Raw genomic sequence first — 23,053 nt, 5'->3', positions numbered from 1 at the left:
GTTTCACAATGGTAACAAACTTTGATTATTTAAAAAATGAATCAAAATTCTCTGCATTTGCAAATGTTGCCATATCTGCGGAGAAGATCATATTGGCAGATCCGGATGCGAGTATTCTTAACAGCCGGCGGGCTATGGAATTTGCTGTGAAATGGTTGTATTCTGTGGAGAACAGTTTGCAGATTCCGTACCAGGATAACCTTCACACTTTGATGAATACAGAGGAATTCAGACAGTTAGTGGGACCGGATCTTTGGAAAAGGATGGATTATATCCGCAGATGTGGAAATAGTGTGGCACATAGCAATAAAAAACCTGGCAGAGATGCAGCGATGCTCTGTCTTGAAAATCTGTCGATTTTTTTAGATTACGTTGCATATTGTTATGGAGAACAGTATCAGGAACATCCATTTGACAAATCGATTATTGATGGCAGAATTGAGAAGGCAAAGGCATCCAGGGAAACAGCCAGAAAAGCAAAGGAAACACTTCTGAAAGAACAAGAAAAAACTGCCCAGCAGGAACTGGATCTACAAAAACTGATGGCAGAAAATACTTTTCTCAGGGAAGAACTGTCCGCACGCCACGAGAAACAGCAGCAGACATATGTTCCGAAACCTCTGGATCTGTCTGAATATGAAACTAGAAAACTTTACATAGATTCCATGCTCATTGATGCAGGATGGACACAGGGAAAAGACTGGTTAAATGAGATGACTGTGACAGGAATGCCGAATAAATCAGGGATTGGACATATTGATTATGTTCTCTATGATGATATGAATAAACCTCTGGCAATTATAGAAGCAAAACGTACCTGCAAGGATATTGCTGAGGGCAGGCAGCAGGCGAAACTTTACGCAGATCTGCTGGAAAAGAAATATGAACGGCGTCCGGTAATTTTCCTTACCAATGGTTTTGAAACCCGGATCATAGACGGACAATATCCAGAAAGAAAATGTTCAGTTATTTATTCCAAACGGGATCTGGAGAAATGGTTTAACCTTTTGAGTATGCGGACAAGCCTCCAAAATATTTCTGTAGATAAAAAGATAGCAGACCGCTATTATCAGGAAGCCGCGATAAAAGCAGTATGCCAGAGCTTTGATGAAAAGAATCGGAGAAAAGCCCTGCTTGTTATGGCCACAGGTTCCGGAAAAACCAGAACAGTAATGGCTTTGTGCAAGGTACTGGTTGATGCGGGCTGGGTAAAGAATATACTTTTTCTGGCGGACAGAAATTCACTGGTAACACAGGCGAAAAGAAGTTTTGTAAACTGGATGCAGGATTTTTCCTGTACAAATCTGGTTGAAGAAAAGAATAATTATATGTCGCGATGTGTTTTCTCCACATATCAGACCATGATAAACTGTATTGATACGATAAATGACAAAGAAGGAAAAGTTTTTACCAGTGGTCATTTTGATCTGATCATTTGTGATGAAGCGCACAGATCCATTTATAATAAATATAAAGATATTTTTACATATTTTGATGCACTGCTTGTAGGACTTACCGCAACACCGAAAGATGAGATTGACAAAAATACATATGAAGTATTTGAACTGGCAAACGGAGATCCCACTTATGGATATGATCTGGCGCAGGCGGTTAAGGATGGATATCTGGTTGATTATCTTTCGGTGGAATCCAGGGTGAAATTTATTGATCAGGGAATTGTATATGATGAACTTTCAGAAGCAGATAAAGAAATCTATGAAAATACTTTTGAAGACGAAAATGGAAAGCTTCCGGAAGCGATAAATTCGGCTGCATTGAATACCTGGATTTTTAACGAAGATACCATTAAAAAAATTCTTCATGTCCTGATGAGAGATGGGATTAAAATTGAATACGGACAGAAGATTGGAAAAACAATTATTTTTGCGAAAAATCATGATCATGCGGAAAAAATTCTTGAGATTTTTAATAAGGAATATCCGCATTTAAAGAATTATGCTATGGTGATCGATAACAGAATGAAATATGCACAGAGTGCAATTGATGAGTTTTCAGATCCGAAAAAACTACCGCAGATCGCAATTTCTGTAGATATGTTAGATACCGGAATTGATGTACCTGAAGTTCTTAATCTTGTATTCTTTAAGAAAGTTATGAGTAAAGCAAAATTCTGGCAGATGATCGGACGAGGAACAAGACTATGTCCGGGATTGTTGGATGGGGAAGATAAGAAAAAGTTTTACATTTTTGATTTTTGTGGAAATTTTGAGTTTTTCCGAATGAATAAAGGAAAAGCAAGCGCAAATCTGATGGCGTTGCAAAGTGCAGTTTTTAATCTTCAGTTTGAGATTTCGTACAAGCTTCAGGATATTAAATATCAGACAGATAAATTAACTGCGTACAGGACTGCACTTGTAAAGCACATGACTGAAAAAGTAAAAGAGCTCCCAAGAGATAGTTTTACAGTTCGCCAACATTTGAAATATGTAGAATTATATTCAGAAGAGTCGAACTATCAGATGCTTACTTATGAAGATACTTTACTTGTACGGGAAGAGGTTGCACCCTTGATTTTGCCTGAAAGTGATGAAGTAACAGCAGTACGTTTTGATGCACTTATGTATGGAATAGAACTTGCATCTCTGGTTGGAAAGAAATATACAAGTGCGCGAAAAGATCTTTTAAAAAAGGTTTCCGGAATTGCCGGAGTGGCAAATATACCGGAGATTCAGGCACAGACAGAGCTGATCGATCAGATTTTGCATACAGATTATGTGGAAAATGCAGGAATTGATGAATTTGAAAATATCAGGAAAAATCTGAGAGATCTTATGAAGTATATTCCGGATAAGAGCAGGAATAAATATATGACCAATTTTACAGACGAAATTCTTTCAACGGAATGGAAAGAAGCAGAATTGGAAAACAATGATCTGGAAAATTACAAGGTACGAGTAGAATATTATGTCCGACAGCATCAGGATAACCATGTAATAGCTAAGCTGAAAAAGAATCAGTCACTTACAGAAAAAGATGTAGCTGAACTGGAAAAAATTCTCTGGAGCGAGCTTGGTACAAAAGAGGATTATGAAGCAGAATTTGGCAGAAAGCCATTGGGAGAATTTGTCAGAGAAATGGTAGGTCTTGATATGAATGCAGCAAAGGAAGCTTTTTCAAAGTATCTTGAGGATGTAAATCTGGACAGCAGGCAGATTTATTTTGTAAATCAAATCATTGAGTATATTGTTCATAATGGAATGATGAAGGATCTTTCTGTTTTGCTGGAATCTCCGTTTACGGATCGTGGAAGCATTTCGGAAATCTTTACAGATATGGGTGTTTGGCTTGGAATAAAAAAAGTCATTGATACGATCAACGCAAATGCTGCTGCATAAACATCCTCCTCTGTGAAGCATAAAAATTTACCCGGATTTACAATAAATTTAACCATAAATCCGGTTGACAAAACCCGGCCGGGAACGTTATAATGGCCGGGTTGATAAAAAGAATTAAGAAAAAAAGGCAGGTGAACAGAATGGACAGTTGTGATTCTCATGGGCGAAGTTGTAGCTCTCAGAGTGAAAGATGGAAAGAACAGAGCGGGATGAGACTGTTCCATTCTGTTTTAAGTGTACAGAATGTCTGTGAGAATATTATGTCTGTATATCAGAAGGATATATATGACAGGATATATAGGTGACACCAGAATCTGTACGGTATTATTACATTATAATTGTAGCAGGATTATAATAGATATCTTTTTCATTCTTCTCATTCTGAGAATCTTACAGTAAGGCGATCATGTATAAATTCATTTCGCTTTATAATCAAATCCCAAGGAAACACAATCGAAAATCAAACAGCACATAGACATGCTTTAACATGTCTGTTTTTGGTGTGCGTGTTTTGTGCGAAACTATGTGAGGAGGATGAGAAAATGACAAAAAGAAATCAGGATTTTTCAAAAGATATTCTGAGTCTGATCCGAAGCAGTGTTTCTCCGGCAGTTTTAAGTGAAAGGCTGCAGGATTTCCACGAAAACGATCTGGCGGAAGTATTAAGAAAATTAAGCACTGCGGAGCGCAGCAGACTATACCGTATCCTGGAAAGCAGTATGCTGGCAGATGTTTTTGAATATCTGGAGGAAGAAGAAACTGTACAATATCTGGAAGAGATGGATGTAAAAAAAGCGGCAGCCATTCTTTCCAAAATGGAAACCGATGCCCTGGCAGATGTTTTAAAGCAGATCGATAAAGAAAAACGCAAGCTTCTGATCCAGCTTCTGGATGAACAGGTGCGGAAAGATATTGAAATGATCCGCTCCTTTGATGAGGATGAGATCGGAAGCAGAATGACAACGAACTGCATTGTGATCCGTGAAAACCTGACCGTAAAGCAGGCCATGAGTGAGCTGGTTTCCCAGGCGGCAGATAATGATAATATTTCTACGATCTTTGCAGTGACGGACAGAGGGGAGTTTTATGGAGCCCTGGATCTGAAGGATCTGATCACAGCAAGACAGGACCACCCTATGGAAGAGCTGATCGTAACTTCCTATCCATATGTGTATGGTACTGAGCAGATCGACGACTGTATGGAACGGCTGAAGGATTATTCTGAAGATTCCATTCCTGTACTGGACGATGACAATCGTTTCCTTGGAGTGATCACATCCGCAGGGATCATCGATCTGGTAGACGATGAGATGGGAGAGGATTATGCAAAGCTGGCCGGTCTGACTGCAGAGGAAGATCTGAAAGAACCTCTTTTTGAAAGCATGAAAAAAAGAATGCCCTGGCTGATCGTTCTTCTGGGCCTTGGTATGGTGGTATCTTCTGTTGTGGGAATGTTTGAAAAAGTAGTTACTTGTCTGCCGATCATCATGTGCTTCCAATCGCTGATCCTGGATATGGCAGGAAATGTTGGAACTCAGTCCCTGGCTGTAACCATCCGTGTACTGATGGATGAGACGCTGACGGGCAGACAGAAAGCAGAGCTTGTGCTGAAGGAAATGCGGATCGGTCTTTGCAACGGTGGTCTGCTCGGTATTCTGTCTTTTGTACTGATCGGATTGTATATTTTCTTATTCAAAGGAAAAACACTCGTATTTGCCTATGCGGTATCCGGCTGTATCGGATTATCCCTGCTGGTGGCCATGCTGGTATCCAGTGCAGTGGGAACCTGCATACCGCTGTTTTTCAAAAAGGTTGGTGTGGACCCGGCAGTAGCCTCAGGTCCTCTAATCACTACGGTGAATGACCTTGTAGCCGTGATAACATACTATGGAATGAGCTGGATATTCCTGATCGAGATGTTCCACCTGGCTGGCTGAGAGTAAAATGCAGCTATGCTCATAAAAACAGACAGATACCAGAAATCTGTCGAATAACAGAAAAGTTACCAATACAAAAAAATTCCGGATCGAAAGATTCGGGATTTTTCTTTACATACAAACAGAAAGCTATTATAATGAAAGACACGCTTTGCCCGTTTAAAACGTTGCAGAAATAAATACAAACAACGGGCAGAAAAAGAGAACAAAACGATCACATGGGGTGATTGGGGAAAGGAAACAGTAACATGATAGTAACAATGATCGAAAAGGTCTATACATTTCTGTGGGGAGATCTGATAAGGATCCCGCTTCCGGGAGGAAGTACGCTGGGAATCTCACTTCTGATCCTGCTTCTGATTCCGACCGGTATCTATTTTACCATCAGGACAAAGCTTCTGCCGATCCGTCTTTTTCCGGATATGGTACGAGCCCTGTCAGAAAAGAAAAGTGACAAAAATAATCTTTCAGCATTTCAGACGCTGATCGTATCTACAGCTACCCGTGTGGGAATGGGAAACCTGGTCGGTGTGGTAGCTGCGATCTCGGCAGGAGGTGCAGGAGCGGTATTCTGGATGTGGATCACGGCGCTGATCGGTTCCTCCACTGCTTTTATCGAAGCAACCCTGGCACAGCTCTATAAAGAAAAGGATCCTCTTTACGGTGGATACAGGGGCGGTCCTGCCTACTATATCCATCGCTACTGGGAAGAAAAACAGGGCAGAAAACGAAAAAAGGTTCTGCTTTCCGTTCTGTTTGCCATTTCCGGCCTGATCTGCTGGTGTGGGATCAGTCAGGTTATCAGCAATTCCGTCACGGCGTCTTTCAAAAATGCTTTTGATATTCCGCCGCTGTATACTACCATTGTGCTGGTAGTGATCGCAGCTGTGATCGTGCTTCGGAAGAATGCAACGGTTAAAGTTCTGGATCTTCTGGTGCCGGTGATGGCAGTGCTTTATTTTGTGATCACGCTGTTTATTATATTTACAAATCTCGGAAGTATGCCGGGAGTATTTAAACGGATTTTTGAAGAAGCTTTCGGATTTCGTCAGGCTGTTGCCGGCGGATTTGGCGTCGTGCTGATGAACGGAGTAAAAAGAGGTCTTTTTTCCAATGAGGCGGGAAGCGGCTCCGCTCCCTGTGCAGCAGCGGCAGCAGAATGTGACAGTCCGGTAAAAGCCGGATTTGTCCAGGCCCTGGGTGTATTTGTGGATACGATCGTGATCTGCAGCTGTACAGCTATGATCATGCTTCTGGCCCCGGAAGATCTGGTACAGGGGCTTTCCGGAATGGAACTTCTTCAGACTGCCATGCATTATCATATGGGGCAGTTTGGAGTGATCTTTATTGCTGCAACACTGTTTATGTTCAGCTTTTCCACATTCCTGGGAATCCTGTTTTATGCAAGAGGCAATGTGGCTTATCTTTTTGGTGATAACTGGGGTTCACAGACAGGATATAAGGTGCTGGCACTGGTGATGCTGTTTATCGGTGGGATCGCGGCTTACACATTTGTATGGGATCTGGGAGATGTAGGAATCGGCCTGATGACGATCTTTAATATTTTCATGCTGTATCCTCTTGGGGAAAAAGCACTGAAAGAGCTGAAAATCTATGAATCGGAAAAGAAGAAAAAATAAAACTGTTTACAGACCTTGAGAGCATATGGTAATATCAGGGTAAAGCGCTAAAAGATTAAAGAGTTCTGACAGCCGGAAGAAGTCAGACTCTGTGAAATATCAACGGTAAGTTGGATCAAGAGGAGGATATGAAAGATGTATATTACATGTCTGGACGTAGAAGGTGTACTGGTACCGGAGATCTGGATCGCATTTGCAGAGGCAAGCGGAATCCCGGAGCTCAAGAGAACAACCCGTGATGAGCCGGATTATGATAAGCTGATGAACTGGAGACTTGGAATTCTGAAAGAACATGGTCTGGGACTGAAAGAGATCCAGGAGACTATTGCAAAGATCGATCCCCTTCCGGGAGCAAAGGAATTTCTAGATGAGCTGAGATCCTTTTCCCAGGTGATACTGATCAGTGATACCTTTACACAGTTTGCAACTCCACTGATGGAGAAGCTTGGACGGCCGACACTTTTCTGTAATTCCCTGGAAGTAGCAGAGAACGGAGAGATCACAGGCTTTAAGATGCGCTGTGAGAAATCCAAGCTGACAACTGTGAAGGCGCTGCAGTCCATGGGATTTGAGACTATCGCAAGCGGAGATTCCTACAATGATCTCGGAATGATCCAGGCAAGCAAAGCAGGCTTCCTTTTCCGCAGTACAGAACAGATCCGTGCAGATCATCCGGAAGTTCCTGCTTACGAAGAGTACGATGAACTTCTTGCAGCGATCAGGGAAGCAATGAAATGAAGAAGGGAAAGTCGGAATGATCAACGAAAGAATTGTGATCGAAGAAAAAACAAAGGACTATAATGAGGCATGGATAGAGACCTATTTCTGGCAGGAGTCGGAAGAACTCTATCCGGGACAGAAGCGTCCGGTCATAGTGATCTGTCCGGGCGGAGCTTATTGCATGACTTCAGACAGAGAGGCAGAAGCCATTGCTGTCCGGTTTATGGGAATGGGCTATCACGCAGTGGTGCTTCGTTACAGTGTGGCACCTGCCAGATATCCGGTGGCTCTCCGTCAGCTGGCAAAAACAGTAGCTCTTCTCAGAGAGAACAGCGATAAGTGGCATATTGAAAAGAATAAGATCATTGTGTCCGGCTTTTCAGCAGGTGGCCATCTGGCAGCTTCTCTGGGAGTATTCTGGAATACGGAGGAGCTTGCCGGAATCACGGGAATGGAAAACGAGAGGATCCGTCCCAATGGTATGATCCTGAATTATCCGGTGATCACTTCAGGGGAAGCTGGTCATGAAGAAAGCTTTCGAAATCTTCTGGGAGATCGTTATGAGGAGCTGAAAGATCGGATGTCTCTGGAATTTCAGGTTACGGAAGATACACCCAGAACCTTTATCTGGCATACCTTTGAGGATCAGACGGTGCTGCTGGATAATACACTTCTCTTTGTTCAGGCACTCTATAAAAAGGGCATTCCAGTGGAGTATCATGTTTTTCCGCAGGGACCCCATGGGATCGGCCTGGCAAATGAGCTGACTGCCAACGAAAACGGCAGAGGGATCGCAAGAGCCTGTGAACCATGGAGTGAGCTTGCAGGAAAATGGCTGAACCGAGAATTCCCATGGTGGAACGGGGCAAAGATCGAAAGATAATACGAGACTGCTGTGTCGGATAAAATATCCTTTTTACCGGGAAACCGGTAGAGAGGGTATTTTTTATGATTGTGATGACTGCTGTATTTGTCGGCTGTTTTGTCTGGCTTATCTGATGATAAAAGCTTTGCAGGGTTTTGATGTGGATCTGGATCAACATTCACATTGCAGAAAGAAAGGAATTTTGATAATTATGGATAAAAATCAGATTTTTATTACCAGTGGTACGGAATATAAAAGAATGACAAAGGAGCTTCTGGAAAAAGCGGATCTTCAATCTCATATCGGGGACAGAAAGAAAAAGATCGGGATTAAGCCGAATCTGGTTTCTCCTTCAGAGGCTTCCTGGGGTGCAACGACTCATCCGGAAGTGGTTGCAGGAATTATCGAGTATCTGAAGGAGCATGGCTTCCGGGATATGGTGATGCTGGAGGGATCCTGGGTAGGAGATAAGACAAGGGAGGCTTTTGAGACCTGTGGCTTTGACAGGCTTGAGGAAGAGTATCAGGTGCCGTTCTGGGATATGCAGAAGGATAAGGGTATTTCTGTGGACTGCGGCGGAATGGAGCTGAATGTCTGTGAGCGGGTAAAGGAGCTTGATTTTCTAATCAATGTGCCGGTTCTGAAAGGCCATTGTCAGACAAAGATCACCTGTGCCCTTAAGAATATGAAGGGGTTGATCCCAAATAAGGAAAAGAGACGGTTTCATTCTCTGGGGCTTCATAAACCCATTGCTCATCTGAATATGGGGATACAGCAGGACTTTATTGTTGTGGATAATATCTGCGGGGATCTGGATTTTGAGGATGGCGGAAATCCTGTCGTGATGAACCGGGTGATGGCTGCCTGTGATCCGGTTCTTGTGGATGCATATGTGTGTCAGATGATGCATTATGAGGTAGCTGAGGTTCCTTATGTGAAGCTGGCAGGTGAGCTTGGCGTGGGCTGCTCAGATATTTCCAAAGCAGATGTCAGATTTCTGGAGGATGGTGCGGATCAGAGGATGCCGGTATCCAGAAAGGTTGTGGAGCTTGCGGATGCCGTGGAGGAAGTGGAATCCTGCAGTGCCTGCTACGGGTATCTGATCCCGGCATTGGAGATGCTGAAGGAAGAGGGGCTTTTTGAGAAGCTGGATGAAAAGATCTGCATCGGACAGGGGTATCGTGGTAAGACGGGAGTGCTTGGTGTGGGACACTGTACCTGTAAGTTTCAGAATTATGTGGAGGGGTGTCCGCCGTTGGAGGGGGATATATATGAGTTTTTGAAGGGGTATATTGGTGAACGGACGCCGGGGAAGTGACAGTCCTCCGGGCCGGACTCCGTCGGGGGATGCTGCTAAGGTTCCGTGAGCCGGCTAAAACCATTGCGGAAGGGCCCAGAACTCGCCTTCGGCTCAAACAGCTGGGCCCTTCCGCAATAACGCCGTCTCCCGCAACCTAACCATCATCACCCCTCCTCCGTAGCAGCTCGGAGGACTGTCACTTCCCCGGCTGACGTTTCAGCCGGAGAGGTAGAAGCGGACGCGTGGTGTCCTGTTCTTACGTTTTGATGAGTTGAGCGTCCGCAGTTGGAGGTGTGGGAAGGATACGTCTTCTTGTTGAAAGGTGTTATGCCGATGAGATCGGCACAGCCTGGCGTTTTAAACAAACGCAGAATCCATCGCCCTGTCAGTAACGTAACATGACCAAAACGTACGATTTCTAGCGGGGCCAGAGGGAAGGGGTGCAGGGGAGGGGAAACGGCCTTTCGCAACTACGAGTGCTTCCCCCCCCTGCGGTTTCACTTACGCTTCCAAAGCGTAAAAACATTTTTCAGAAAAAAATTTTCAGAAAAAAAGAATCCTAAAGACATCTCTTTACAATCTCAATAATCTGCTCCATAGAAAACCGGCTGCTGTCAATACAGAGATCATACTGTGTCATATCCAGCCATTTGCTGTCTGTAAAGTATTCATAGTAAGCCTTTCTCTCTTTATCCATTTTTTTGACCAGCTTCCGTGCGCTGGCTTCTTCTCTGCCGGTACGGCGTATCACATTCTGAACTCTTTCCTCAAAAGGTGCATGGATAAAAAGTTTAAGTGATTTATCCTTCAGGATATTGGTCGCACAGCGGCCGACAATTACGCAGTCCTCTCTCTGCGGAAGGGACAGGATGATCTTTCTCTGGAGATCATAGAGCACATCGTTCATTGGTACAAAAGAGAAATTATCTGTAAACTGCAGCTCACTGTCAACGGGAAATACCCACTGACTGGCTTTTTTCTCGTCTACCTTTGCCAGGGTGTCGAAGGGGATATTGTTTTTCTTGGCAGCCATGTCGATCAGTTCTTTATCATAAAAACCGATGTCCAGGTTTTCAGCCAGAGTCTTGCCGATAAGGCGTCCGTTGCTTCCAAACATACGATTGATGGTGATAATACGTTTTGCCATAAAGATACCTCCTTTATTTCGGACCGGAAGCAGGAATATCTGATTTCCGGTAGTTTTTCTTACTTCTTTTATAACATATTTCAGTAAAAAATACCAGAAAATAATACATAATATTTAAAATAATATTTAATATATACAAAAACGACGGTAACAGACAGAAAATATGATTAATTATCCGCATTTACATGTGAAAAATATCATACCTTTTTCACAGATCACACAAAGTCTTTACACATTTTTCTTTTAAAATATTTTTAAAACAGAGAGAACATACATAACATATTTGGAGATTAAGGAAAATGAAACGACGGCGTAAAAGGCTTATGGTGATCATCCCGGTGGCGACTGTCTGTGTGGCAGGTGCGGGAACTGTGGGATATTTTAAAGTGGCGCATACGAAGCCGGCGCAGAAAACAGCAGCGAAAACGTAATCGGCGGAGGCGAAAAAAGGGAACCTTTCCAAGACAATTGTGGGTACCGGTAATCTGGACCTGGCAGAAAATGCGTTTACAGAGCTCCTGATGGAACGCTTTGAGCAGGACGAAGATGCTTTTTCCATTGTGGATCAGTCAGAGATCATGGAAGCCATGTCCGGTGTCACCAACACCATGTCTCTGATGATCGGTGTGCTTTTTGGTCTGTATCCGGCTAACAAGGCAGCATCCAGGAAGCCTATTGATGCGCTTCGGTATTCCGGTTAAAAAGAAATTATAATAACGTGATTTGTGAGATGGATTTTTCCGTCAGAACAAATCGCGTTTTTTTTATCTGGAAATCCGCACATTGATAAGGTATAATCTATAACAGTTAGAGGAATATCTCTGCCGGGAGGACGGAACTGCCGGCAGGGAACTGCCGAGAAAGGGATGACAGTAAATTTGAACATCGTGGAGAAATGTGTTTCATGCCTGGATGTAAAAGAATCCTATGATCTGGCCAAGCGCATGGAACAGGAAAAAACAAATCCGGTTCTGGGATACCGCACCGCAGGTTCCCTGGCAGAACGGAAAACCGGAGATATGCTTTTAAAAGAAATGAAAGAAGCAGGCCTCACCGAGGTAGAGAAAGACAAGATCCGTGTGGATGCATGGGAATTTAAAAAAGCGGTGATGCGCTACCGTGACCAGGAGGGAACCGTGCATGAGATCCAGCTTGGTGCATACCAGACGGATTTTAAGACCGATGACTTTCAGAAATTTGACCTTGTATATCTTGGAAAAGGTACTGCTGACGAATATAAAAATATCGATGTAAAAGGAAAGCTGGTTCTTATCGAGATCAACCAGAGAGAAGAGTGGTGGATCAATTATCCGGTGTATCAGGCTCACTTAAAAGGCGCGGCAGCTCTCATTGCCGTACAGAGCAGAGGGTACGCACAGATCGACGATACGGCTTTGAATGCACAGGACATTGCAGGACCTTCCAGTGCTCCGGCTTTTTCCATGTCCAGAGCAGATTTTCTTAAGATCCGCCGTCTGATGGAAGAAAAAAATGAGGACGGAAAGAAGATTCCGGAGATTTCCGTGGAATTTGACGCGGACACAGAGGTGATTAAAGACCAGTATACCTATAATATTGTAGGAAAAATCCCGGGAACCAGTTCCGATTCCATGATCCTTTTAAGTGCCCATTATGATTCCTATTTTGAAGGATTTCAGGACGATAATGCGGCCGTAGCAATGATCATCAGAATTGCCCGGGCACTGATCCGCGGTGGATACAGACCTCGCCATACCATTGTAGTATGTGCGCTTGCAGCAGAAGAATGGGGGATTTCTGACACGAAATATGACTGGTCCACAGGCGCTTATCGTCAGGTGTTTGAGGCAAGACCGGAGTGGCCGGGACACGTGATCGCAGATCTGAATTTCGAGCTTCCGGCTCACGCACACAGTACCAGAGACGCAATACGATGTACCTATGAATATGCGGATTTTGTGCGTAGCTTCGTGGATACTGTGCAGATGCCGGAGGGGATTTATCCGGAGGGTATGACTACACTGTATCCCATTGAGACCTGGTCGGATGATTTTACCATGGCGATTTCCGGGATCCCGTCCATGGTCAATGATTTCAGCGGTGGTCCGTTTATGGAAAATTATTATCATTCCCAGTATGATAACCAGGATGTTTATGAGGAAGAAGTATATAAATTCCACCACGAATTTTATCTGAGGCTCCTTCTTGCTATTGACAGTCTTGCACTGCCGCCGATGGATTTCGGACGGGCACTGGCCGGTAGTATTGAGAGCTTGGATCTGGATCTGTGTATGCAGACCGGCGCCAACGGTGTTCTCCTTCTGGAAAAAACAGAAGAAGCGAAAAAAGCAGCTGCCATTCTTTCAGAGCAGGTGCGCCGCTTCAACAGCATTCCGGAAGAAAAACGTGACTGGAAAAAAGCCGATGCCATCACCGAAAAGCTTCTCGGTGTATTTCGGAAATCCCAGGATTATCTGGTGCGTCTGGACTGGGATGACAATGTGATCTTTCCCCAGCAGGCCGTACAGAACAATCTTTATGCACTGAAAGAAGCCATGGAATATCTGGAAAAAGGAGAGATTGCGCCTGCGCTGGAATCCTTTTACAGTATTGATAATAATTGTTATGCATTTCAGTTTGAACGGGAAGTTTTTTATCATTTTACAGAATATATCATGAAACAGTCTCCGGACCGTCTGATGTGGGGAAAAGGCAGGATCATCCATCATGAGAACCTTTATGATCTGGTGGAAAGCCTGAAGGAAAAGAAACCGGGTGACAGTCTGGAGGCAGAAAAACAGAGCCTGAAAGAAGCCTGGGATAGGCAGAAACATTGCTATGTGGATGATGTTGAATATCTGATCCGCGCAGCGGAAAAACTTACAAACCTGATCTGCGAGGTCAGCGATATGTTTGAAAAAGGAACAGAATAAAACCATACCTGGAGGAAAGAATGGAAAGCCATAATTTATACCGAGTGAAAGAAGAAGATCTGGACAGGTTGATCCGGATATTGACCGTATGTTTTTCGGAGGATCCTCTGTATCATGCACTGATCCCAGACAGGGATACCAGAGAACGTCTGATGCCGGAGCTTTTTACCTGTGATCTTACGGAGTTTTTTGAGACCTGTGAGATCTATGCAGACAGCAGTGAGCTGAACAGCATCCTGGTAGTATCCGACGGAACGGAGCATGAAGCAGCCTTACATAATCTGATGGTGGATTTTTTTGCCCTTCTGAAAACAGATGGCTATCTGATCAAAGAGGATCCAAGTCTTGCGACCCTGCGGAAATTCATCCAGGGAAAAGATTATCTGAATTCCAGCTGGACTTCCCAGCTTCATACAGCAGAAAGACTTCATGTGATCTATCTGGCTGTGGCGCCGAAGATGCAGCATCATGGTCTTGCTGAGAAGCTGATGGATGAGGTGATCGATTATGCGGACAGGCATAAGCTGATGATCTCTCTGGAAACCCATAATCCGGCAAATGTTTCCATGTATGAGAAATTCGGATTTAAATTATACGGCATTGTACAGAAAAAAGGATTTGATCTGAAGCAGTACTGCATGATCAAACAGGCATAGGAGGAATTACGATGGAACGAAAATGGTGGCATGACAAGGTGGTATATCAGATATACCCCAAGAGCTTTTATGATTCCAACGGAGATGGGATCGGGGATATCCCGGGAATCATCAGCAAGCTTGATTATCTGAAGGAACTGGGAGCAGATATCCTCTGGCTTTCCCCGATCTATAAATCTCCTCTTGCAGACCAGGGATATGACATTGCAGATTATTATGCGATCGATCCGCGGTTTGGGACCATGGAGGATATGGACCGGCTGATCGCAGAAGCGAAAAAAAGAGAGATGTACATCCTTATGGATCTGGTGGTAAATCACTGCTCCGATGAGCATGAGTGGTTTCAGCAGGCCATTAAGGATCCGGACGGAAAGTATGGAAATTTCTTTTATATCCGGGACAAAAAGGATGACAAGGCTCCCTGCAACTGGAGGAGCTATTTCGGTGGTCCGGTATGGGAAGAACTTCCGGGACATCCGGATAAACAGTATCTCCATGTATTCCACAAGAAGCAGCCGGATCTCAACTGGGAGAATCCGGAGGTAAGAGAGGAAGTCTACAAAAACATCCGTTGGTGGATGGAAAAGGGGCTTGGAGGATTCCGTATTGATGCTATTATCAATATCAAGAAGAAGCTTCCGTTTTCCGATTATCCTGCCGATCGTGCAGACGGGCTTTGCAGTATCGAAAGGATGCTGGAGGAGGCAGAAGGGATCGGAGAATTCCTGGGAGAGATGGCAGAAAAATGCTTTCATCCCTATGATGCTTTTACTGTAGGAGAGGTCTTCAATGAAAAGGAAGATGAGATCAAAGACTTCATCGGAGAAAACGGATACTTTTCGTCTATGTTTGATTTTGAGGAAACCTGTTACGGAAAGAGCGAGGATGGCTGGTATGCATCCAAACCGTACCTGACCCCGGAAGAGTACAAGAAGTGTATTTTCCATACTCAGAAAAAGATCGGGGATACCGGTATGATCTCCAACATTATTGAGAATCATGATGAGCCAAGAGGTGTCTGTCACTATATTTCTCCGGAAGACCGCTGTCCGGATTCCAGGAAGCTCCTGGCAGGTGTTTATTTCCTGCTGAAGGGAATTCCGTTTATTTATCAGGGGCAGGAAATAGGTATGGAGAATATGGAGTTTACTTCTATGGACCAGATCGATGACATCAGTACCATCGATGAATACCAGGTAGCGCTCCGTGCCGGATGCAGTGAAAAAGAAGCGCTTGATGCTGCTTCCGCATTTTCCAGAGACAATGCCAGAACTCCGGTACAGTGGAGCGCAGAGAAAAATGCGGGATTTACAGAAGGAGAGCCGTGGCTTGGTGTCAATCCCAATTATAAGGAAATCAATGTAGAGACCCAGTTAACGGACAGTGACTCCCTCCTTTCTTTCTACAAAAAGCTGACTGCACTGAGAAAAGCTCCGGAATATAAAGAAACGCTTGTATACGGAACATTTGCTCCATATCAGGAAGAACAGAAGAATCTGATCGCATATACAAGAAACGGTGAGAAAAATCTTCTGATCCTGGGAAATATGCAGGCACAGTCACAGAAGGTATCTTTGCCGGGAGAAGTAAAAGAGGTGCTTCTGAATAATCAGAAAGCTGTGGAGATCACAGAAAAAGAGATCATTTTGAAACCGTATCAGTTTATCGTTCTGGAGACCGCTGTCTAATGCGGCGTCAGAACAGCAGAGAAAAAAACAATAGCTATTTAGCTGACAGTCTGTTAAAATAAATGTTCGGCTGAAAAAACAGCCGTAAAGAAAGAGAATGAGAATTCAGAAGGGAATAAAGTATGCTGAAGATAAAGAATTACGTAAAGGCAGAAAGCCTTGAACAGGCATATGAACTGAACCAGAAAAGAACAGCCTGTGTGCTGGGCGGTATGGTCTGGCTGAAAATGGGAAACCGGAACATCATGACAGCCATTGACCTGTCAGGTCTTGGGCTGGATACTATTACAGAAACGGAAGACGCATTTGTGATCGGCTGCATGACACCACTTCATGCGCTGGAAACCCATAAAAAGCTGAATGCCTATACAAACGGTGCTATCCGGGAAAGTGTACGGCACATTGTGGGTGTGCAGTTTCGAAACTGTGCCACAGTGGGCGGAAGTATTTTCGGAAGATTCGGATTTTCCGATGTACTGACCATGTTTCTGGCGCTGGATACCTGGGTGGAGCTGTACAATGGCGGAACCATTCCGCTGGCACAGTTTGCATCCATAGAAAAGGATAACGATATCCTGGTAAATATCATTGTAAAAAAACAGCCGCTGAACAGTGTGTACTTAAGTCAGCGGAACAATTCCACAGATTTTCCTGTGCTCACCTGTGCGGCCGCTCTTATTGGCGGAAAAGCAAGAACTGTCATTGGGGCCAGACCCGGAAAAGCAATGATCGTGGAAGATGAAGAGGAAATCTTAAAAGATTTTGTACAGATGAATGCACAGCAGAAAAAGGATGCAGCAGCATCTTTTGCCGCATATGCGGCGGAACATGTTTCTACAGACAAGAACATGCGTGCTTCAAAAGAATACAGAAGTCTTCTTGTGAAAGTCCTTACAAGAAGAGCCTGGGAAGAGATCGGAGGGAGAGCAGAATGAATATCACTTTCTGGCTGAATGGTGTAAAACGGCAGGCAGAGGTACGTCCGGATGAACTGCTTCTGGATTTCCTGCGGAAAAACAGCTGTTACAGCGTAAAACGTGGCTGTGAGACTGCAAACTGTGGTCTCTGTACTGTGCTGATGGATGAACGTCCGGTACTGTCCTGCTCCATGCTAGCTGTCCGCGCAGACGGGAAACGGATCGTGACTCTGGAGGGAATGCAGGAGGAAGCAAAGGAATTCGGCGCTTTTATGGCAAATGAAGGAGCAGAGCAGTGCGGCTTCTGCAATCCGGGATTTATCATGAATGTATTTGCCATGTTAAAGGAACTGGAAGATCCCACAGAAGAGGATATCCTGGAGTATCTTTCCGGAAATCTGTGCCGTTGCTCGGGATTTGTGGGACAGACCAGAAGTATCCTGAAATTTCTCGACTATAAAAAAGGACAGGAGGAAGGAAAATGAAATACGTAAACAAGCCGGTGCCAAAAACAGATGCAATGTCGCTGGTAACCGGAAAACCGGTCTATACCGATGATCTTGCACCTTCTGACTGCCTGATCGTCAAGATCTTAAGAAGTCCTCATGCCAATGCTTGGGTGGAAGAGATCAAGACAGATGCTGCAAAGAAGATCGAGGGGATTGCCTGTGTTCTGACCTATGAGGATGTTTCCCACAAAAGATTTACTCTGGCCGGGCAGACAGCGCCTGAGATCAGTCCATGGGATCGTTATATCATAGATAAGCATGTGCGTTTTGTAGGGGATCCGGTTGCCATCGTAGCCGGTGAGACAGAAGAGGCAGTAGATAAAGCCCTGAAACGCATTAAGGTAAAATATCGTGTGGAGGAAGCAGTTCTGGATATCCACACAGCCAAGGATAATCCCATTCTGGTGCACCCGGAGGATGACTGGTATATGCCGATCCCGGCCGGTGGAGATAATAAGCGTAATCTCTGTTCCTCCAATGTAGAAGAAGTGGGTGATGTGGATGCCATGCTGGAAAAATGTGCGTATACAGTAGACCAGGTTTACCACACAAAGGCAAATCAGCAGACCATGATGGAGACCTTCCGTACCTACTGTTATATGGACCATTTTCAGAGACTGACGGTGGTTTCTTCCACTCAGATCCCGTTTCATATCCGAAGGATCGTAGGAAATGCGCTGAACATTCCGTCTTCTAAAGTTCGTGTGATCAAGCCTCGTATCGGAGGCGGCTTTGGTGCAAAACAGTCTTCTGTCAGTGAGGTTTTCCCGGCACTGGTAACATGGGTTACCGGGCGTCCGTCCAAGATCGTTTTTTCCAGAAAGGAATCCATGATCGCGTCTTCTCCGCGTCATGAGATGGAAGTCCATATCCGTATGGGTGCAGACGAAAACGGCATTGTAAAGGCGATCGATCTTTATACTCTTTCCAACACCGGTGCCTATGGAGAGCATGGGCCTACAACCGTAGGACTTTCCGGCCATAAATCCATTGCGCTGTATCGTCATACGGAAGCCTACCGTTTTGCCTATGACGTTGTTTACACCAATATGCAGGCAGCTGGCGCATATCGTGGCTATGGTGCCACACAGGGTATTTTTGCTGTGGAGTCCGCAGCAGATGAGCTGGCTCATAAGATGGGTATGGATCCGGTAAAATTCCGTGAGCTGAACATGCCAATGGAGGGAGAGGCACTTCCGGGATATCCGGATGTACCGATCAACGGCAGCTGTACCATGGATAAATGTCTTGCCCGTGCAAAGGAAATGATCGGATGGGATGAGAAATATCCGTTCCGTGATATGGGTAACGGCAAAGTACGGGGTGTCGGCATCGCCATGGCCATGCAGGGCTCATCTATTGCAGGGATCGATGTCGGCGGAGCAGACATTAAATTAAATGAGGATGGTTCCTATACCCTGGCACTTGGCTGTTCTGATATGGGAACCGGCTGTGATACCATTCTTGCCCAGATGGCAGCAGACTGTCTGGATACAGATATGAAAAATATCGTGGTATTCAGTGTGGATACAGATATTTCTCCTTATGATTCCGGTTCTTATGCATCTTCTACAACCTACGCTACCGGAAATGCCGTGATCCAGGCATGCGGAGAACTCAGAAAGAGAATCCACGCTTTTGGCGCACAGATGCTTGGGGTATCTGCAGAGGATTCTGATTTTGACGGAGAAAAAGTCCGCACAGAAGACGGAAAAGAGGTAACGCTGCAGCAGATCGCAGGAAAAGCAACCTGTGGAGTCTGCAGTGAGCTTCAGGTTGTAAAAGAATATTCTTCTCCGATCTCTCCGCCACCGTTTATGGTAGGTGCAGCTGAAGTGGAGATCGATAAGGAAACCGGACAGATCGATGTCGTTGATTATGTGGGCGTGATCGACTGTGGAACCCCGATCAATCCAAATCTTGCCAGAGTGCAGGCAGAAGGCGGTATCGGTCAGGGTATCGGAATGGTTCTGTATGAGGATATCCAGTATACAGATAAGGGAAAGATCCGTAACAATTCCTTTATGCAGTATAAGATCCCCAACCGTATGGATATTCCGAAGGTACGGATCGAGTTTGAAAGCAGCTACGAGAAGACAGGTCCTTTCGGTGCAAAATCCATTGGTGAGCTTGTGATCGATACACCTTGTCCGGCCATTGCCAATGCGGTTTATAATGCAACAGGTGTACGTGTCAGAGAGCTCCCGATCACTCCGGAAAAAGTTGCGATGGGAATTCTTGAGCAGGAAGCCGGAGAGAAGAAATGAATATGGTGATCAAATGTCTGCTGGCAGCTTTGTGGCTGCTGGCAGTTCCGTGGGCAGCCGGAGGGACAGTCTTTTACAAAAGTAAAAAGAAATCCATGGGCATGTATCTTCTTGCCGGGTATCTTCTGATGTTTTCCGTTGCGGAACTGATGATACTTCCGATGATGTGGGCAAAACTTTCGCTGCATATTCTGGAATACAGTTTTGCGGGAGTTATGGCTGTGGCAGCTGTGGCAGGATTTATTTTTATGTGCAGAGAAAAACGTATGTCCGGAAACGGTGAAAAAAAACACATGGAAACATCGGTATATTTCTGGATTGCGGCAGTGCTGATCATTTTTCAGCTGGCGGTTGCATCATTTCTGGCACATATGGATGCCGACGATGCTTTTTATGTGGCAACTGCCACAACGTCTGTACATACAGATACGATTTTTTCCATAAATCCATATACCGGTTATGCATATGCACATCTGCCAAGCAGATACGTTCTGTCGCCGTTTCCGGTGTTTCTTGCAGTGGTGAGTTCTCTCTGCGGATTTCATCCGGCGATTGTGGCACATATGATATTTCCGGCAGTATTTATTTTTATGGCTTATGTGGTCTTATATCAGTATGCAAAAAAATGGTTCCCTGAACAAAAGAACGCCAGGGGAATTTTTATGATATTCTGTGCAGTATTGATCTGGTTTTCGGGATATTCCATTTATAATTCAGAAAACTTTCAGATGATTCGTATCTGGCAGGGAAAAGCCTGCCTGGCTTCTGTTTTTCTTCCATTGCTTCTGTATCTGGGTTGCTGCATTATTCTGGAGAAGCAAAGGGAATATACGTGGCTTTTGCTTCTGATGGCAGATATTTCCTGTTGTCTGCTTTCTTCCATGGGGATTATTCTGGCATGTATCATGCTGGTGGTTCTTATGGTGATGGGACTGGTGCGGTTTCGAAGCCTTGAAAAAGCTGCATGTACGGCACTGTGCTGTCTGCCATCCCTGATTCTGGGAGCAATATATATTGTGATCCGATAGGAGAAGAGAATGAAAGAAATCGTTACATGGGCTGTTACCATATGGGATATGTACTGGGGCAATGGATGGGTACAATATCTGCTGGCGCTTAGTGGAATTGGTATACTGATTCTGGGAAGAAAGAAAGGGATCGCACTCAGACTGTTTTTTTATACGGTTCTTCTGCTGGGGTTGTTTTTCTGTCCTGTATCCGGACGCGTGATTATGCGTTGTATAGGAGAGAGCGTATACTGGAGAGTTCTCTGGCTTTTGCCTACAGTACCTGTAATTGCAGGCGGTTTTACAGAAGTTGTGAGCAGGTCGAAAAATGGAATTTTGCAGGCAGTTCTGACGGCGGTTCTTGTGGGGGCAGTCGTTATTTCCGGAACAGGCATGATAAAAGCTGGGAATTTTGAAAGAGTTTATAACCATCGGCAGGTTCCGGATGAAATTGCAATGATTTGCAACAAAATCAATGCTGACAGAAACAAAAGGGAAGTAAGAATTGCAGCAGATGAATATGCGGCATCTTATATCCGGGTTTATGATCCGTCACTGAAAATGGTATATGGACGAAGAGGATATGGGGCTGCGGATAAAACTATAAAAAATCTGTATAAACAGATTACTTCCGAGATTCCGGATGGAAAAACAGTATCCGATCTGGCGAATACTGCAGAATGTACCTATGTAGTTATGGTACCTCCGAATGAAAAATTTCTTCAGGATATGGAGAATGGAGGGTACCGTATTCTGGATACGGTGGATCTGTATTATATTTTTGTATGTGAGCAGTACAGATAAAGGATTTCAGGCGTGGATATCATTGCAATCTGCGCCTGAAATAACACAAAATGTATAATGAATGTACACTGTTCAAAAAAATCTTTACAATTTCAGGCTTTTGTGCTAAAATCAAAGACAGTGTAAACCTACTTTGATAATTTCATACCTGATTTAGAAGTTATGTTTTTCATTATGCACCTGTAGCTCAGTGGATAGAGCAGTGGTTTCCGGTACCATGTGCGGGGGTTCGATTCCCTTCAGGTGTGTTACCCGGGACAGTGGGAATTGTTCCGGCGTGTTGTTATGATAAGGAGGACAAGAACTTGGATGATTTCAGAGAATGGTTATCAGATAACCTTCGCTATTTTATGCTAGGCGGAGCAATTCTGGTGATCGTGCTTGTTCTGATCTTTGGCGTCCGCGCCTGTGTTGGAGGTAAGAAGGGGAATTCCAATGAAGATCAGAAAACAGCCCAAAGTAACCAGGAAAATGATCCTTCTTCTCCGGCAAATGATGGGGAGACAGACGAGAAGAAAGACGCCAGTCCCGCGACAGATACGAATGCGGAGACAACCATGGAAAAAGCCAGCACGGAAGTAACCGAGCTGATTCAAAGCTATTATAAAGCTTTTGGGGAAAAAGACATTGCAACACTTAAGACGATTGAGGACGGATTTACACCGGCCGATGAGTCACAGATTAATTCAAGGGATTATATTGATGGGTATGAAGTACAGGATGTTTATGCGAAAAAAGGATTAACGGACGATTCGTATGTCGTTTATGTGGTCTTTAATTATATCTGTACAGGTATTGAGACTCCGGTTCCGGCGCTGAGTCAGTTTTATGTAGAAACGGACAGTGACGGCAGCCTGAAGATCAAAGGTGGTGCTGATGAAGATGCAGATATCAGTGCCTATGTAAAAAAACTGGAATCTGGAAAAGATGTGCAGGATCTCATCACAAAAGTAAAAGCGGATTATGAAGCAGCGCAGGCGAGTGATTCGGCCTTGGCAGAATTTCTTCAGGGACTTGGTGATGATGCAAGTGCTTCCGCAGATGTGGGAACAGTACTTACAGTTACAGAGGACTGTAATGTTCGTGCTTCAGCAGATTCAGAGGGTGAGGTTATCGGTGGACTTTCTGCAGGAACGGAAGTTGAGAAGAAGGGGCAGGAAGGCGACTGGATACAGGTTGATTATGATGGACAGACCGGATATATATACAGTGGTCTGTTAGAGTAGTAAGGGTAATAAAAATGCAGGTTCTTTCTGGAACCTGCATTTTTTGAGTTTGCGCGCCATGGGCGCGCTCTAACGGGTGTAAGTCCCGAACATGCCCAGATA

18 protein-coding genes and 1 tRNA gene are annotated in these 23,053 nt (G+C 44.5%); 18 read left to right on the top strand and 1 reads right to left on the bottom strand.

What is annotated here, in order from left to right; genetic code table 11:
* Positions 1 to 8 precede the first annotated feature (8 nt).
* The 6 genes from G5B06_RS03415 (at position 9) to G5B06_RS03390 (ending at position 9,836) form a co-directional block, all read left to right on the top strand.
* A complete protein-coding gene (locus G5B06_RS03415; protein WP_173762299.1) occupies positions 9 to 3,356 on the top strand; it encodes a DEAD/DEAH box helicase family protein in 3,348 nt (1,115 codons plus the stop codon).
* 542 nt (positions 3,357 to 3,898) lie between these two features.
* The gene (gene mgtE / locus G5B06_RS03410; RefSeq protein ID WP_173762298.1) at positions 3,899 to 5,293 is read left to right on the top strand and encodes a magnesium transporter; all 1,395 of its coding nucleotides are present in this window, start codon (positions 3,899 to 3,901) and stop codon (positions 5,291 to 5,293) included.
* A 248-nt stretch (positions 5,294 to 5,541) separates the two neighbouring features.
* Positions 5,542 to 6,933 (top strand): alanine/glycine:cation symporter family protein, encoded by a 1,392-nt coding sequence (locus G5B06_RS03405; RefSeq protein WP_015524707.1) that lies wholly within the window; start codon positions 5,542 to 5,544, stop codon positions 6,931 to 6,933.
* A 135-nt stretch (positions 6,934 to 7,068) separates the two neighbouring features.
* The gene (gene thrH, locus G5B06_RS03400) at positions 7,069 to 7,671 is read left to right on the top strand and encodes a bifunctional phosphoserine phosphatase/homoserine phosphotransferase ThrH (protein ID WP_173762297.1); all 603 of its coding nucleotides are present in this window, start codon (positions 7,069 to 7,071) and stop codon (positions 7,669 to 7,671) included.
* A gap of 16 nt (positions 7,672 to 7,687) precedes the next feature.
* On the top strand, positions 7,688 to 8,536 hold the full coding sequence (locus G5B06_RS03395) for an alpha/beta hydrolase (RefSeq protein ID WP_173762296.1): 849 nt from the start codon (positions 7,688 to 7,690) through the stop codon (positions 8,534 to 8,536).
* 193 nt (positions 8,537 to 8,729) lie between these two features.
* Positions 8,730 to 9,836 (top strand): DUF362 domain-containing protein, encoded by a 1,107-nt coding sequence (locus tag G5B06_RS03390; protein ID WP_173762295.1) that lies wholly within the window; start codon positions 8,730 to 8,732, stop codon positions 9,834 to 9,836.
* Between the two features lie 541 nt (positions 9,837 to 10,377).
* Here G5B06_RS03390 and G5B06_RS03385 read toward each other — a convergent pair.
* Positions 10,378 to 10,965 carry an AAA family ATPase gene (locus G5B06_RS03385; protein ID WP_021650917.1) on the bottom strand — a complete coding sequence of 196 codons (588 nt, stop codon included), beginning with the start codon at positions 10,963 to 10,965 and terminating at the stop codon, positions 10,378 to 10,380.
* A gap of 299 nt (positions 10,966 to 11,264) precedes the next feature.
* Between G5B06_RS03385 and G5B06_RS19190 the strand changes: the two genes are divergently transcribed.
* From G5B06_RS19190 to G5B06_RS03330, 12 genes are all read left to right on the top strand, one after another.
* A complete protein-coding gene (locus G5B06_RS19190) occupies positions 11,265 to 11,396 on the top strand; it encodes a hypothetical protein (protein ID WP_256442569.1) in 132 nt (43 codons plus the stop codon).
* A 39-nt stretch (positions 11,397 to 11,435) separates the two neighbouring features.
* A complete protein-coding gene (locus tag G5B06_RS03380) occupies positions 11,436 to 11,666 on the top strand; it encodes a hypothetical protein (protein WP_173762289.1) in 231 nt (76 codons plus the stop codon).
* A 165-nt stretch (positions 11,667 to 11,831) separates the two neighbouring features.
* The gene (locus tag G5B06_RS03375; protein ID WP_244092708.1) at positions 11,832 to 13,877 is read left to right on the top strand and encodes a M28 family peptidase; all 2,046 of its coding nucleotides are present in this window, start codon (positions 11,832 to 11,834) and stop codon (positions 13,875 to 13,877) included.
* 20 nt (positions 13,878 to 13,897) lie between these two features.
* Positions 13,898 to 14,533, top strand: coding sequence for a GNAT family N-acetyltransferase (locus G5B06_RS03370; RefSeq protein WP_118070498.1), 636 nt, complete (start codon positions 13,898 to 13,900; stop codon positions 14,531 to 14,533).
* A gap of 11 nt (positions 14,534 to 14,544) precedes the next feature.
* A complete protein-coding gene (locus G5B06_RS03365) occupies positions 14,545 to 16,221 on the top strand; it encodes an alpha-glucosidase (protein WP_173762294.1) in 1,677 nt (558 codons plus the stop codon).
* 122 nt (positions 16,222 to 16,343) lie between these two features.
* The gene (locus G5B06_RS03360; RefSeq protein WP_173762293.1) at positions 16,344 to 17,156 is read left to right on the top strand and encodes an FAD binding domain-containing protein; all 813 of its coding nucleotides are present in this window, start codon (positions 16,344 to 16,346) and stop codon (positions 17,154 to 17,156) included.
* Positions 17,153 to 17,623, top strand: coding sequence for a (2Fe-2S)-binding protein (locus tag G5B06_RS03355; RefSeq protein ID WP_173762292.1), 471 nt, complete (start codon positions 17,153 to 17,155; stop codon positions 17,621 to 17,623). Before G5B06_RS03360 ends, G5B06_RS03355 begins: the two co-directional genes overlap by 4 nt.
* A complete protein-coding gene (locus G5B06_RS03350) occupies positions 17,620 to 19,914 on the top strand; it encodes a xanthine dehydrogenase family protein molybdopterin-binding subunit (RefSeq protein ID WP_148446410.1) in 2,295 nt (764 codons plus the stop codon). The genes G5B06_RS03355 and G5B06_RS03350 overlap by 4 nt, the downstream gene beginning before the upstream one ends.
* Positions 19,911 to 20,942, top strand: coding sequence for a DUF6077 domain-containing protein (locus G5B06_RS03345; RefSeq protein WP_148446409.1), 1,032 nt, complete (start codon positions 19,911 to 19,913; stop codon positions 20,940 to 20,942). Before G5B06_RS03350 ends, G5B06_RS03345 begins: the two co-directional genes overlap by 4 nt.
* A 9-nt stretch (positions 20,943 to 20,951) precedes the next feature.
* Positions 20,952 to 21,725 (top strand): hypothetical protein, encoded by a 774-nt coding sequence (locus G5B06_RS03340; protein WP_148446407.1) that lies wholly within the window; start codon positions 20,952 to 20,954, stop codon positions 21,723 to 21,725.
* Between the two features lie 176 nt (positions 21,726 to 21,901).
* Positions 21,902 to 21,973 (top strand) — tRNA-Arg (locus G5B06_RS03335).
* Positions 21,974 to 22,030: 57 nt separating this feature from the next.
* Positions 22,031 to 22,951: an SH3 domain-containing protein gene (locus G5B06_RS03330; RefSeq protein WP_244092709.1), complete on the top strand. Its 921-nt coding sequence runs from the start codon at positions 22,031 to 22,033 to the stop codon at positions 22,949 to 22,951.
* The last annotated feature ends 102 nt before the right edge of the window (positions 22,952 to 23,053 follow it).

The sequence above is a fragment of the Blautia luti genome (genome assembly GCF_013304735.1).
Taxonomy (GTDB): domain Bacteria; phylum Bacillota; class Clostridia; order Lachnospirales; family Lachnospiraceae; genus Blautia_A.
This window is presented reverse-complemented; position numbering and strand designations above follow the sequence as displayed.

What these genes read in the sequence shown, in the direction of transcription:
- G5B06_RS03340 (WP_148446407.1), top strand. Translation starts at nt 20,952, where the DNA reads ATGAAAGAAATCGTTACATGGGCTGTTACCATATGGGATATGTACTGG.
- G5B06_RS03370 (WP_118070498.1), top strand. Translation starts at nt 13,898, where the DNA reads ATGGAAAGCCATAATTTATACCGAGTGAAAGAAGAAGATCTGGACAGG.
- G5B06_RS03355 (WP_173762292.1), top strand. Translation starts at nt 17,153, where the DNA reads ATGAATATCACTTTCTGGCTGAATGGTGTAAAACGGCAGGCAGAGGTA.
- G5B06_RS03360 (WP_173762293.1), top strand. Translation starts at nt 16,344, where the DNA reads ATGCTGAAGATAAAGAATTACGTAAAGGCAGAAAGCCTTGAACAGGCA.
- G5B06_RS19190 (WP_256442569.1), top strand. Translation starts at nt 11,265, where the DNA reads ATGAAACGACGGCGTAAAAGGCTTATGGTGATCATCCCGGTGGCGACT.
- mgtE (WP_173762298.1), top strand. Translation starts at nt 3,899, where the DNA reads ATGACAAAAAGAAATCAGGATTTTTCAAAAGATATTCTGAGTCTGATC.
- G5B06_RS03365 (WP_173762294.1), top strand. Translation starts at nt 14,545, where the DNA reads ATGGAACGAAAATGGTGGCATGACAAGGTGGTATATCAGATATACCCC.
- G5B06_RS03385 (WP_021650917.1), bottom strand. Translation starts at nt 10,965, where the DNA reads ATGGCAAAACGTATTATCACCATCAATCGTATGTTTGGAAGCAACGGA.
- G5B06_RS03415 (WP_173762299.1), top strand. Translation starts at nt 9, where the DNA reads ATGGTAACAAACTTTGATTATTTAAAAAATGAATCAAAATTCTCTGCA.
- G5B06_RS03390 (WP_173762295.1), top strand. Translation starts at nt 8,730, where the DNA reads ATGGATAAAAATCAGATTTTTATTACCAGTGGTACGGAATATAAAAGA.
- G5B06_RS03345 (WP_148446409.1), top strand. Translation starts at nt 19,911, where the DNA reads ATGAATATGGTGATCAAATGTCTGCTGGCAGCTTTGTGGCTGCTGGCA.
- G5B06_RS03405 (WP_015524707.1), top strand. Translation starts at nt 5,542, where the DNA reads ATGATAGTAACAATGATCGAAAAGGTCTATACATTTCTGTGGGGAGAT.
- thrH (WP_173762297.1), top strand. Translation starts at nt 7,069, where the DNA reads ATGTATATTACATGTCTGGACGTAGAAGGTGTACTGGTACCGGAGATC.
- G5B06_RS03375 (WP_244092708.1), top strand. Translation starts at nt 11,832, where the DNA reads ATGACAGTAAATTTGAACATCGTGGAGAAATGTGTTTCATGCCTGGAT.
- G5B06_RS03395 (WP_173762296.1), top strand. Translation starts at nt 7,688, where the DNA reads ATGATCAACGAAAGAATTGTGATCGAAGAAAAAACAAAGGACTATAAT.
- G5B06_RS03350 (WP_148446410.1), top strand. Translation starts at nt 17,620, where the DNA reads ATGAAATACGTAAACAAGCCGGTGCCAAAAACAGATGCAATGTCGCTG.